Genomic DNA, 12,200 nt, shown 5'->3' with positions numbered 1-12,200 from the left:
GTCCTACGCTCCGGCTTCGAGAGGTACCGCGATGAGTTATGTCTTCGACTTTGGCGACATCGGCACCTATGCCGGCATGCTCGCACACGGCACGGCCGTCACACTCGGCCTGACTGCCGTGTCCACGGCGCTCGGCGGCCTCGTCGGCGCGGCCGGCGCGCTCGCCGCGGTCGCGGGCCCGCGCTGGGTCCGTGCCGTGGTCTCGACTTACGTCGAGCTGATCCGCAACACGCCTTTTCTCGTGCAGCTGTTCTTCGTGTTCTTCGGCTTGCCGAGCCTCGGCGTCCATATCGACGAAGTGGAGGCCGCCGTGCTCGCGATGACCGTGAACGTCGGCGCCTATGCGATCGAGATCGTGCGCGCGGGCATCGATTCGGTCCCGCGCGGCCAGACGCAGGCTGCGCTGGCGCTCGGACTGCGCGGGCCGCAACTGTTCGGCCACATCGTGCTGCCACAGGCGCTCGCCAACGTCTTTCCCGCGCTCGTGGGCCAGGTGCTGATCGTGATGCTCGGCTCGGCCGTCGTCTCGCAGATCTCGGTGCAGGACCTCACCTACGCGGCGAACTACATCCAGTCGCGCGACTTCCGCGCCTTCGAGACCTACATCATCGTCACGGCGATCTACCTGTTCCTCTCGATCGCGCTGCGCTGGCTGCTCAACCGCCTCGGCGCACGCCTCTTCGCCGGGCGCGTCGCGAACGGCGTGACCCGAGCCCGCACGACGCGCAGAGTGCTCGGGCGCTTCAGCTTGCGCAAGCGCGCCGCACGCGCATCCATCTCCACGGAGGGCATGTCATGATCGAGTTTTCGACCTGGGACATCGCGTACAACCTGCTGCTCGCCGCGCGCTGGACCGTGCTGCTCTCGCTGATCGCCTTCGTCGGCGGCGGCCTCGCCGGCCTCGTGCTGCTCGCTATGCGCGTCTCGCCGATCCCCGCGCTGCATCGTGTCGTCAACGGCTATATCGAAGTCTTCCAGGGCACGCCGCTCCTCATGCAGCTCTTCCTTGGCTTCTTCGGGCTGCCGCTGCTCGGCGTCGACGTCACGCCGTGGGCCGCCGCCACCGTCACGCTCACGCTCTACACCAGCGCGTATCTCGTCGACATCTGGCGCGGCTGCGTCGAGGCCATCCCGCGCGGTCAATGGGGCGCGGCCGCGAGCCTCGGCATGACCTGGCCGCAGCAGCTGCGCCATGTGATCTGGCCGCAGGCGTGGAAGATCGCGGTGCCGCCCACCGTCGGTTTTCTCGTGCAGGTGGTGAAGAGCACCGCGCTGACTTCGATCGTCGGCCTGACCGAACTCGTCAAGACGGGCGAGATCATCACCAATGCCGTGTTCCGCCCGTTCCCGATCTACGCGATGGTCGCGTTGATCTACTTCGCCATGTGCTTTCCGCTGACCTGGTATGCGCGCGTGCTCGAACGCCGCTACCGCGCGGCGCGCGCGCGCTGAGCCCCTTTTTGCAGATGCAGGTATCGATATGATCGCCATAGACAACGTTTCCAAGTGGTACGGCCCATTCCAGGTCCTCACTGGCTGCACGACGCAGGTGAACAAGGGCGAAGTGGTCGTCGTTTGCGGGCCCTCGGGCTCGGGCAAGTCCACGCTCATCAAGACCGTCAACGGACTCGAGCCGTTCCAGCACGGCGAGATCCGCGTGAACGGCCAGTCGGTCGGCGACAGAAAAACCAACCTCCCGAAGCTGCGCTCGAAGGTGGGCATGGTATTTCAGCACTTCGAACTGTTCCCGCACCTCTCGATCACCGAGAACCTCACGCTCGCGCAGGTCAAGGTGCTAGGCCGCAGCAAGGACGAGGCCACCTACAAGGGCCTCAAGCTGCTAGACCGCGTGGGATTGCGCGCGCATGCCGACAAATTTCCGGGCCAGCTTTCGGGCGGGCAGCAGCAGCGCGTGGCGATTGCACGCGCGCTGTCGATGGATCCCATCGCGATGCTGTTCGACGAACCGACTTCGGCGCTCGACCCCGAGATGATCAACGAAGTGCTCGACGTGATGGTCGAACTCGCGCAGGAAGGCATGACGATGATGTGCGTGACGCACGAAATGGGCTTCGCGAAGAAGGTGGCGCATCGTGTGATCTTCATGGACCGTGGCATCATCGTCGAAGATGACACGAAGGACGCCTTTTTTGCAGCGCCGCGCTCGGACCGCGCGCGCGACTTCCTCGCGAAGATCCTGCACTGAAGGGCCAGCCACGAGCCTGGAGCCCCCGCCATGAGACGCCTACCTCCTCTGAACGCCCTGCAGATCTTCGAAACGGTGGCCCGCTACGGCAGCTTCACGCGCGCGGCGGACCATCTCTGCCTGACGCAGGGCGCAGTCAGCCGGCAGATCCTCGCGCTGGAAGACTACTATCGCCTGCCGCTCTTCAAGCGGGCGCCGAAGGGCCTCATGCTCACGGCCGAGGGCGAACAGTTGCTGCCGGCCGTGCGCGAAGGCTTCGCCCGCATCGAGGAGGCTTCCGTGCGGCTCACGCGGCAGCGCACCGAACTCGCGCTAAAGGTGCCGACCTGCGTCATGCGCTGGATGCTTCCGCTCATCATGCGTTTTCAGACCGAACATCCCGACCTGCAGGTGCAGATCACCACGACGTGGCATCACGAAGTCGACTTCCAGGCCGAACCGTACGATGCGGCCATCATCTACGGTTCTTCGCCCGGCACCGACGTGCATGCGGTGCCGCTCTTCGACGAATACCTGACGCCAGTGTGCACGCCCGAGCTTGTACGGGCGCATCCGCTCACGCAGCCCGGCGACCTCGCGCAGCACACGCTGCTGCACCCCACGCGCGACCACGTCGACTGGCGCCTGTGGCTCACGCGCGCCGGCGCAACCGAAGTCGACGCGAACGTCGGGCCTACGTTCCAGTCGCTCGACCTCGCGACGAGCGCGGCCATGCAGGGCTTCGGCGTCTCGATCGGCGACCGGACCCTCGTCGCCGAGGACATCGCCGCAAACCGGCTCGTCACGCCGTTCGACCTGGCCGTGGAGACCGGCCACCGCTACTACTTCGTCTATCCAGAGTGCGTGGCGCAGCAGCAGAAAGTGAAGCTCTTCAGCGAGTGGATCGCGCGCAACCGCGAAGTCCCGGCGGCGACCGAAGTCGCCATGAAGTAAGGGCGGTCCACAGGAGAATCATTCGATTGAAGTTCGGCGGCGTGTTAGGCCAAATGAACGCCCTGGCCCGTGTCCGCAAGACACATGGCCTCATCGCCTGACCGACTGCCGCGCAGTGCCGGCCGGCGCCCCCGAAACGGGAGACCGGACCGTGTGGAGGGCAGCTCGCAACTGCCCGATGTGAGTGGATTCGGTTCAGTCCCGGTATTTCACGCCAGGCAGCACGCAAAGCATTTCGTACGCGAGATTCGCGCCGAGCAGCGCCGTCGTGCCGAACGGATCGTAGGGTGGCGCGACTTCCACCAGATCCGCGCCGACGAGATCGAGGCCGCGGCAGCCACGGATGATCTCGAGCGCCTGCGGCACGGTGAGCCCTGCAATTTCCGGTGTGCCGGTGCCCGGCGCGTATGCGGGGTCAATACCGTCAATATCGAAGCTCAAGTACACGGGGCCGCCGCGCACACGTTCGCGCACCTCGGCCATGAGCGGTTCGAGCGAGCGGTTCCAGCAGCTTTCGGCCTGGACCACACGAAAACCCTGTTCGCGGCACCAGTCGAAGTCCTCGGCCGGATAGCCGGTGCCGCGCAGACCGATCTGCACGACACGCGAAGTGTCCAGCAGCCCTTCCTCGACCGCGCGCCTGAACGGCGTACCATGCGCGATCTTTTCGCCCATCATCGTGTCGTTGACGTCCGCGTGGGCGTCGACGTGAATCAGCCCTACCTTCCCGTACCTGCGATGCAGCGCGCGCAGAATCGGCAGCGCGATGGTGTGGTCGCCGCCAAGGGTGATCGGCTTCGTACCGTGGCGCAGGATGTCGTCGTAGCCGCGTTCGATTCGCGCGATCGAATCGTGCAGGTTGTACGGATTGATCGCTACGTCGCCTATGTCGGCCACTTGCAGCGAATCGAACGGTGCCGCGCGCGTCGCCATGTTGTAAGGGCGCAGCAATACCGATTCGCTGCGGATCTGTCGAGGGCCAAAGCGTGCGCCGGTACGGTTCGACGTGCCGAGATCGAACGGCACACCAACGAAACAGGCATCGAGTCCCTCTGCCGTCGGAACGTTCGGCAGGCGCATCATGGTGGCAATGCCGCCGCAGCGCGGCATGACGTTGCCGCCCAGCGGTTGAAAATACTCGGTGGTCATCATCTCTCCCCGCGCATTGCGCGCGTCGTATCAATTCGGATCGGACTACAAAGCAAATGTAGAAAAACCCGATCTCACGAACAACCGAAATATCCTCATGGGCGTCATGAGCCCCTGTCATGGCACGCAAAATGGCATCGCTGGCACGTTCGCGTTCCGACCTTCGCGGACAATCTGGCAATTTAACCTGGCGCGGGCTGCCGGCCGGCCCCATTCGCCGTAGAATGATTGCAGGGAGGCAACATGAAGCGAGTACAGGTCTTCGGGCTGCTGTGCGGCGCACTGCTTGCCGGATGCATGTCGGCCGGTGTCGAAGTGAGCCCCGATCAGATGTCGCACTTCAGGCCCGGCGTGACGACGCTGCAACAGGTGGTAGCCGCGCTCGGCCCGGCATCGGTACAAACGGCGCTGGACGACGGTTCGACATTGCTTGTCTACACGTACGTGACATCGCGGCCCCACCCCGAAAACTTTATTCCGTTCGTCGGCGCGCTGGTTGGTGGCACCGACACGCACACGTCTGCGGCCGTGTTCCTGTTCGACACGTCTGGCGTCCTCAAGAGCGAAAACACCACGACGTCGAACGTCGGCACGGGCCTGAGCAGCGGATTGAGCGCGGAGCAGCACGGTGCGCCTGCGGCGCCGGCGGCGGCCGCTGCTGAACCACCCGCGGTCACCAGGAGCGTCCCATCGCCCACCGTGCAGAACGTCGAGCCGATTCCGGGACAAAACCTTCAGCTGGAGTTCGTAACGCCCGGCGAACCGACGCCCGGCCAGAGCGTTGAGCCAACGCCAGAGGAATAGCGATAAAAATCGCCCAGCCATAGGCAACGCGTCGGCAAACGCCATCCCCGCGGCCCCGGCACCGACCACGAGAGAGTCTCTTTCGAGCGTTTCGTCCGACATTTCGCGCTGCCGCCAAAAGCCGAAAACCACCTGAGGCGTAAGCTCGCGAAACACCACCGGACCTCCGCGGGTGGCGAGGAGTGTGCACCTGTTCCACGTCAGGTTCGACAACCTGAACCCGGTTCTTCATGCTGCCCCCCGCCCCTGGGTTGACGCCGCCCAGCGGCGCCACGGCGGCACGCCGACAAGTCAGCGCGACGGGCTCGAATGGTCGATCCGGGTTGGCCTCGGCGTGGGCATGCCCGCAACGAAGCGCGGCGCCGCGTTTGCCACGAGAATCAGCGCCGCGCCGGCCAGGCCGCTCGACACGTGCTTCAGCGCATGGCCCGCAATCACATGATGCGACAGTTCCCACACCTGCCAGTCGAGGCTTTCGAAAATCTTCGCAACGCCATAGAAAACGATCACCATCATCCAGCCGAAGACGCTGTCCACCTTGCGCGTGAGCGTCAAGCCGACGATGAAGGCGAGCCCGCCGAACTGCAGGATCGCGTAAGGCCAGAGGCTGTTGAATGCGAGCCAGTATTCGATCGTGCCCAACGACACGGCGACGAGGATCAGCAACGGCAGCCAGCCTACGCGCTGCGCAGTGGTCGAAGTCCAGAGCATCGCCAGAATGCCGGCGAAGACGATCGTCATCGGCAGGCGGTCCCAGACGAGCGTCGCGTCCGACGGCGCCCAGTGATAGTAGGCCGAGCCGATCGCAGTCAGCACGAGCCCGAATCCGGCAACGGCCATGCCCGGAAATTGCGGCGGCTGCCGTGAAGCATTGCGCTTCACCCAGCCGAGACAGGCGAAGCCCCCAGCAAGAATCACGACGTTCGACAGCACATCGGCTGCATTCGGTATGAAGCCCAGCGAGCGCTCGTCGGCGAAGTGGTGATAGGACGCCGCTTGCACGAGCGGCCACGCCAGCTGCAACGCCGTGCCCACGACGAAAAGCATGACGCCGCCAAATAGCAATCGGGTAATGTTCACGTTGGTCAGCTCCGAATTCGACGAAGCATTCAACAGACGCTGGCACCGCTTGGGCTGGCCGGGGCCGGTCGCAATGCGAAATTGCGCGGTATGTCCGTATCATCGGACATCCGGGTTTCCGTAGCAAGATTGGCCGGCAGATGCCGGAAAACACACAGGACTTTGCTTTTTCCCGCACAATGCCAAGGGTCAAACCGGATGAGTGCACGGTAAACGAGCAGCAAATGCCGGGGTAAATAATAGTTCACAAGCAAAGCTTCGACGACGCTTTCATTCCTGAACTGTGTTTCAGCGCGTACCGTCCAAAGGAGCGTTCGAACTCCGTGAAATCGCCGAAATTTCGCGCTTTTTGCCTGCCTCGCCAATGGCGAGGCGCAGTGCCTGCCTTGCTGCTGTGCGCCGGTCTGCTCAGTGGTTGCACCTTGCCGCCACTCGAAAATCGCACGGCCTCGACCGCGCTGACTCCAACACAGGCGGCGAGTACCGATCTGGGTCGCGCGATCGCGCCTGAACTTGCCGCACACCCGGGGCTTTCCGGCATCTATCCGCTTGCGGATGCGCACACGGCGTTTGCCGCGCGGATGGATCTCATCCGCGCGGCGCAGCGTACGCTCGATATCCAGTACTACATCTGGCGCGACGACATCACCGGCACGCTCCTTCTCGAGCAGATTCACGAGGCCGCAGACCGCGGTGTACGCGTGCGGCTCCTGCTGGACGATCTTGGCACCCCCTCGTCCCTCGACCCCACCCTGGCGGCGTTGGAGGAGCATCCGAACATCGAGGTCCGATTGTTCAACCCGTTCGTGGTCCGCCATCCGAAATTCCTTGGTTTTCTGACCGACTTCCCGCGCGCGAATCGCCGCATGCACAACAAGTCGCTCACTGCGGACAGCAACGCGACGATTCTTGGAGGACGCAATATCGGCGACGAGTATTTCGACGCAACCGACGGCGTCGTCTTCGCAGACCTCGACGTACTCGCGGTGGGGCCCGCTGCCGCCGACGTCTCGCGCGACTTCGACCGCTATTGGGCCAGCGCGTCGGCCTATCCGGCCGAGCGCGTTCTTCCGTATGGAAGCGTCGACCAGCTAGTCGAACTCGAACGCAAAGCGCAGGCCATCGAAAGTGATCCCGCAGCCGAGGCGTATATGGCAGCGCTGCGCGGTCCGCACGTCGTGCAAAAAATGCTGGACGACCAGCTGACGTTCGATTGGGCAACGACGCAGATGATCAGCGACGACCCCGCCAAAGGCCTGAACAACGCGCCCCCCGAAGCGCTCATTGGGCACCAGATGCGGGAAGTGCTCGGCGAACCGACGCGCGAACTCGACGTCGTATCGCCGTATTTCGTGCCGGCGAGTTCGGGCACGCAATATTTGACTGGCCTCGCCCAGAAAGGCGTCGAGGTGCGCGTGCTCACGAACGCGCTCGAAGCGACCGACGTCGTCGCCGTGCACTCCGGCTATATGAAGCGGCGCGTCGAATTGCTCAAGGGCGGTGTTCACCTGTACGAATTGCGGCGCACGCCGGGTACCGTTCTCAAGAAAGAACAGTCACCGGGTCCTTTCGGCAGTTCGGGCTCCAGCCTGCATGCGAAGACCTTCGTGGTGGATTCCGAGCGGGTGTTCGTCGGCTCGTTCAATTTCGATCCGCGCTCGGCCTATCTGAATACGGAACTTGGCCTCGTGATCGACAGCCCAGCGCTCGCGACCCGCATCGACACCAAATTCCTCGCACTGCTGCCTGTGGTCGCGTATTCGGTGCGGCTCGACGAGAACGGCAAGCTCTACTGGATCGAACGCAATGGCGACACCGAAATCCGCTACGACGTAGAGCCCAATTCGACCTGGTACGGCCGGCTCGGTGTCTGGATGCTATCGATTCTTCCAATCGAGTCGCTCTTGTAGCCCCTTCCGCCACGCACGAGTTAGCGCGCTGCATCGCACAACGCGATGTATGTTCGCAATCCTCTCGTGCACCAATGGGAGCCGCTACGCCAGCCGGAATCGTTGGCTGTGATGACCGCGCGAGGCGTGGCGCCGGCGCCAGCGCCAGCGCGATCAACGCGCGAGCATGCTGCCGCTCAACGGAACGCGAAGGCCTTATGGTTCATCGGAGTCCGTGCCGAGTTGCTCGAGTTCACGCAACTCATCTGCAGGACTCTCCGGTTGCCCGGCAGCGGTCTCATGCGTGCGATGGGGAGCATTGACGATGGGTGGAGGCATCTTGCCGATGCCTTCGTCGACGCGTTGCAGCAGATAAGGGAAGAACGGATTCGACGCAATCCGGAACATCGAGTCGAGCGTCAGAATCAACGTGCCTCGCTCACCACGCGGGGCGAGCGTACCAAGACTCACGTTGAAATTTTCATCATCGTTTGGCGCAATACCGTACAGTGCATCGGTCACCGGGAACGGGATTGCAACATGCGAGAGCGAAAAAATATCCGGCGGATAGTCAATGCTCAGAGGCCTTATGTGTGTCTCCACGCTGTCGGCGTCGATACTCCGCTCGGCCGTATGAGTCGAATCCCCCGACGCATTGGCGATGACGGTAGTGCGATAGTTCTGCGGACCGACACGCAGCAGCCGCGAGAGCGCGTTATAAGAAGCGACACGCAGGAAGGTTCTGAAGCTCACACTGCGGTTCACGTCGAACAACACGATTTCACTGCCGTTTTCGGGAAGCTTGTCGTAAAGCGAGGACATCACAGCGGGTGTGCTGACCGTGAAATCGATAACCGACTGGAACGTCAATATGGGGGGAAGCCCATTCAACCGATTCTCGCGCTCCAGCCTCGCAATCTGCTCCTGGATAGCGTTAGTGAGCAGATAGGACTGGCGCGCGCCGTTCACCGGGAACGAGTTGTATTTGAAGGGGTTGAACTCGGGCACGATGCCAAGCCACGCCGCCCGCGCGAATGCCGGCAATACCGCGGGCAGCCCGACGAGACCTGCGAATCTGGCGTAGCGCGTCACACCGATCATCGGTGAAATGAGTACGAGCCGGGTGGGCCTTGTTAGCGCGGGGTTCTCGATAGCGTCCATCGCATATTGCAGAGCGAGCGCGCCGCCGTTCGAGAAGCCCACCATTTCGAGCGGCTTGTCCGGCCCCACGCGCCGGCGCGCTTCGCGAACCGCGAGTCGCGTTGCCGCGGCCCACTCCTGCCACGTGACGTTGGTCAGCCCCGCTGGCACGGTGCCGTGACCAGGCAAGCGAATGGCAACTGCGACGAAGCCCCGGTCACGATAGTTGCGCGCGATGTGCCGCAGACTATATGGCGAATCCGTCATGCCATGCAGCAGCACCACTGCACCAAGCGGTGGCCCCGATGGTTCCAGTATGTAAGAGCGATTCCAGTCTTGAGCAAAGTGCTCCGGATAAATCGGCGAGCCCTCGTAGTATCGGTTGGACGGGACGCGCTCGGCTGGCTCGATCTTCTCGACGACGTTGACACGTACGTCCTCAAAAATCCGTGCCTCTTCTTTTGTGTAGGTGTTCCAGTCGCCGGCGTCGATTTCTTCGACACTCATCTCGCGCGGTACATAGGTGTGCCACACAGATAATTCCGGCCCGCGCAGTGAAGACCACGCTCGCAAACCCAACGCGAGTATCGCGATGAGGACAAGGATCAATGCACCTATCTTGATTGTCTTCAGCGAGATGCGTAGCATTCTTTTTCTCTTGAAAGCAGCTTCAAAAACCCGGAGGGGCCGCGCGTTTCTCGTTGTGCATAGCCTGCGTTCTGCCGCTCCACCAAGATACCTCATCTCGCACGAAGTGGCTAACGCTCGAAGCTGCGTCGCCCCGCAAGAGAGCGCGCAGCGTCGCAGGTGCGACACGTATTGATTGTCGCGACCGCATGCTCACTCTGCTGGCTGACTCTATTCGCTTCGACGCTTCTGTGGAACCCGAGAAGTAAAGAAACATACGTTCCCAGAACGGCAAGGGTGCGCAGGTCACCGCGTTTCGCGAAGTCGAACGTTCGCCTGAACGGCTGCTCGTCTCAATGGCTTGCAGTACGGCTGACGGATCGCCCGGATTCGTCGCGTTAGGGGGAAAGCGAAAGGATATGCCCGGTACCGGGGCCGATCCCCTCTGATATCCTTCGACCACGAATCTGGCCGACAAACGTCGACTTCAAGGTTGAAACATGACAGCACTTTATCGTGGCATGGACAAGGCAGCGCTTGACGCCGCCTATAACAACACGCAAGCCGTCCCGGATTTTCCCACAGTGCTGGCGGACTTCCAGGCCCGCAGCGAAAGGCTGTACAACGAGACGCCATGCCGTCGCGATCTTCGCTACGGGAGCAGTGCACGCGAGCGCTACGACTGGCTGCCATGTGGAGAATCTGGCGCGCCGACCTTCGTATTCATTCATGGCGGATACTGGCAAAACTGCACGAAGGAGGATTTCGCCTTTATCGCGAAGGGACCGCTGGCGAAAGGCTTTAACGTGGTACTCGCCGAATATACGCTCGCGCCCGAAGCCTCGATGGCGAGGATCGTTTCGCAGCTGGGCACTCTGCTCGACCACCTCTCGGAAGACCGCGACGACCTGGGAACCGCGGGCCGCCCATTGTGCCTGAGCGGTCATTCGGCCGGGGGTCACCTGAGCGCCGCACACCGGTCCCATCAAGCCGTGATGTCGGCACTCGCGATCAGCCCGCTCGTCGATCTCGAACCGATCAGCCTGTCATGGCTCAACGAAAAGCTGAAATTGAGCAGCAACGAAATCGATTCCTATAGCCCCGTCCGGCATATCGGAAAAGGCGCGCCTATGGTAATCGCGGTTGGCGCCGATGAGTTACCGGAACTTGTACGCCACACGGACGAATACGCCCTAGCCTGCGAGGCCGCCGGAGAGAAAATTGCTCGCGTCCATGTCCCCGAATGCACGCATTTCTCCGTCCTCGACGATCTCGCACAACCTGAAGGTCTCCTGATGAAAGAGCTTACGCAGTTGATATCGGGCTAGCCAGTGCCAGCTTGCGGAAGAGACATGCCGGTGTGCCGTCCCTCTACGGGCGTACTGCACCCGCCGAATCAGAGCGCGCGCAATGAATACGCAATCGATTCCCGGCGGGGAACCCTGGAATCAAGGTTCGGCATGTGGCCTATACTCCGATTACCTCGCGGCGAGCCACTCGCTTTGTAGCAGCTTGTTGGGCCAACGTGATCGATATCCTGATCGCCACAGAACGCTGAAAATTGAGGAGCTTTCCCATGGAAAATGACACGTCAACTAACGTCCTGCAAGACCCGGAGAATGGCGGACGTCGCAGATGGCTCAAGGCAGGCGTAAGCGTGGCCACACTCGTGGCAGGTACGCAATTCGCTGCGGGCAATTCACAGGCGGCAGCATTGACTGAATCGCAGCGCAATGCGCTGACTCCCGACCACATCATCGAAATGATGAAAGCTGGAAACGAACGGTTTCGCGCTGGGAAAATGAAACAGCAGGATTATCTCGCGCAGAAGAGAGCAAGTGCTGCCGGCCAGTATCCCGCAGCGATTATCCTGAGTTGCATCGACTCCCGCGCGCCTGCGGAGATCATTCTCGACATGGGTATCGGCGACACATTCAATGCGAGAGTCGCGGGAAATATCGCGAATCAGGACATTCTGGGCAGTATGGAGTTCGCCTGCGCAGTGGCCGGTGCGAAAGTAATCCTGGTGATGGGACACACGGCATGTGGAGCAATCAAAGGCGCGATCGACAATGTTCAACTGGGGAATCTGACCAGCTTGCTCCAGGAAATCCAGCCTGCGGTCGAGGCAACGACATATTCCGGAGCGCGCACCAGTAAAAATGAGGAATTTGTCGACGCAGTCGCTCGATCCAATGTGGTGCACGCAATATCGGTCATTCGAACCGGAAGCCCAATCCTCGCAGATCTGGAAAATAAAGGGCAGATCAAAATTGCAGGATCGATGTACGACATTCGAAACGGAAAGGTGACCTTTCTCTGAAGCCAGGCCGTCAGCATTACATTGCTGATGGCCGGTGTCTCGAAGCTTC

Annotated in this window: 11 protein-coding genes; 8 read left to right on the top strand and 3 right to left on the bottom strand. The window is 62.0% G+C overall.

The features are described from left to right. Positions 1–31 precede the first annotated feature (31 nt). The 4 genes from VMJ11_RS20595 to VMJ11_RS20580 are packed head-to-tail and all read left to right on the top strand — an operon-like array spanning position 32 to position 3,139. Positions 32–799, top strand: coding sequence for an amino acid ABC transporter permease (locus VMJ11_RS20595; RefSeq protein WP_325621226.1), 768 nt, complete (start codon positions 32–34; stop codon positions 797–799). Further along, positions 796–1,452, top strand: a complete 657-nt coding sequence (locus VMJ11_RS20590) for an amino acid ABC transporter permease (RefSeq protein WP_325621225.1) — start codon at positions 796–798, stop codon at positions 1,450–1,452. The genes VMJ11_RS20595 and VMJ11_RS20590 overlap by 4 nt, the downstream gene beginning before the upstream one ends. 28 nt (positions 1,453–1,480) lie before the next feature. Next, on the top strand, positions 1,481–2,206 hold the full coding sequence (locus tag VMJ11_RS20585; RefSeq protein WP_325621224.1) for an amino acid ABC transporter ATP-binding protein: 726 nt from the start codon (positions 1,481–1,483) through the stop codon (positions 2,204–2,206). Positions 2,207–2,236: 30 nt separating this feature from the next. Then, positions 2,237–3,139 carry a LysR substrate-binding domain-containing protein gene (locus VMJ11_RS20580; RefSeq protein ID WP_325621223.1) on the top strand — a complete coding sequence of 301 codons (903 nt, stop codon included), beginning with the start codon at positions 2,237–2,239 and terminating at the stop codon, positions 3,137–3,139. A gap of 195 nt (positions 3,140–3,334) precedes the next feature. Here VMJ11_RS20580 and speB read toward each other — a convergent pair whose 3' ends face one another. Continuing rightward, positions 3,335–4,291, bottom strand: a complete 957-nt coding sequence (speB, locus tag VMJ11_RS20575) for an agmatinase (protein ID WP_325621222.1) — start codon at positions 4,289–4,291, stop codon at positions 3,335–3,337. A 240-nt stretch (positions 4,292–4,531) separates the two neighbouring features. Between speB and VMJ11_RS20570 the strand changes: the two genes are divergently transcribed. Beyond that, positions 4,532–5,092, top strand: a complete 561-nt coding sequence (locus tag VMJ11_RS20570) for a hypothetical protein (protein WP_325621221.1) — start codon at positions 4,532–4,534, stop codon at positions 5,090–5,092. A 291-nt stretch (positions 5,093–5,383) separates the two neighbouring features. On the opposite strand, the gene VMJ11_RS20565 is transcribed toward VMJ11_RS20570, so the two are convergent. Continuing rightward, positions 5,384–6,172 carry a hypothetical protein gene (locus VMJ11_RS20565; RefSeq protein WP_325621220.1) on the bottom strand — a complete coding sequence of 263 codons (789 nt, stop codon included), beginning with the start codon at positions 6,170–6,172 and terminating at the stop codon, positions 5,384–5,386. Positions 6,173–6,549: 377 nt separating this feature from the next. Between VMJ11_RS20565 and VMJ11_RS20560 the strand changes: the two genes are divergently transcribed. After that, positions 6,550–8,082, top strand: a complete 1,533-nt coding sequence (locus tag VMJ11_RS20560) for a phospholipase D family protein (RefSeq protein ID WP_325621219.1) — start codon at positions 6,550–6,552, stop codon at positions 8,080–8,082. 195 nt (positions 8,083–8,277) lie between these two features. Here the strand turns inward: VMJ11_RS20560 and VMJ11_RS20555 are convergent, their stop codons facing one another. Next, entirely contained in the window at positions 8,278–9,849 is a 1,572-nt protein-coding gene (locus VMJ11_RS20555) for an alpha/beta hydrolase (protein WP_325621218.1), read from the bottom strand. Positions 9,850–10,328: 479 nt separating this feature from the next. Between VMJ11_RS20555 and VMJ11_RS20550 the strand changes: the two genes are divergently transcribed. Together VMJ11_RS20550 and VMJ11_RS20545 are read left to right on the top strand one after the other, a co-directional pair. After that, a complete protein-coding gene (locus tag VMJ11_RS20550; RefSeq protein ID WP_325621217.1) occupies positions 10,329–11,156 on the top strand; it encodes an alpha/beta hydrolase in 828 nt (275 codons plus the stop codon). A gap of 248 nt (positions 11,157–11,404) precedes the next feature. Next, a complete protein-coding gene (locus VMJ11_RS20545) occupies positions 11,405–12,151 on the top strand; it encodes a carbonic anhydrase family protein (protein ID WP_325621216.1) in 747 nt (248 codons plus the stop codon). The last annotated feature ends 49 nt before the right edge of the window (positions 12,152–12,200 follow it).

It is taken from the genome of Paraburkholderia sp., from assembly GCF_035501035.1.
GTDB lineage: Bacteria > Pseudomonadota > Gammaproteobacteria > Burkholderiales > Burkholderiaceae > Paraburkholderia.
This window is presented reverse-complemented; position numbering and strand designations above follow the sequence as displayed.

What these genes read in the sequence shown, in the direction of transcription:
- VMJ11_RS20595 (WP_325621226.1), top strand. Translation starts at nt 32, where the DNA reads ATGAGTTATGTCTTCGACTTTGGCGACATCGGCACCTATGCCGGCATG.
- VMJ11_RS20590 (WP_325621225.1), top strand. Translation starts at nt 796, where the DNA reads ATGATCGAGTTTTCGACCTGGGACATCGCGTACAACCTGCTGCTCGCC.
- VMJ11_RS20585 (WP_325621224.1), top strand. Translation starts at nt 1,481, where the DNA reads ATGATCGCCATAGACAACGTTTCCAAGTGGTACGGCCCATTCCAGGTC.
- VMJ11_RS20580 (WP_325621223.1), top strand. Translation starts at nt 2,237, where the DNA reads ATGAGACGCCTACCTCCTCTGAACGCCCTGCAGATCTTCGAAACGGTG.
- speB (WP_325621222.1), bottom strand. Translation starts at nt 4,291, where the DNA reads ATGATGACCACCGAGTATTTTCAACCGCTGGGCGGCAACGTCATGCCG.
- VMJ11_RS20570 (WP_325621221.1), top strand. Translation starts at nt 4,532, where the DNA reads ATGAAGCGAGTACAGGTCTTCGGGCTGCTGTGCGGCGCACTGCTTGCC.
- VMJ11_RS20555 (WP_325621218.1), bottom strand. Translation starts at nt 9,849, where the DNA reads ATGCTACGCATCTCGCTGAAGACAATCAAGATAGGTGCATTGATCCTT.
- VMJ11_RS20550 (WP_325621217.1), top strand. Translation starts at nt 10,329, where the DNA reads ATGACAGCACTTTATCGTGGCATGGACAAGGCAGCGCTTGACGCCGCC.
- VMJ11_RS20545 (WP_325621216.1), top strand. Translation starts at nt 11,405, where the DNA reads ATGGAAAATGACACGTCAACTAACGTCCTGCAAGACCCGGAGAATGGC.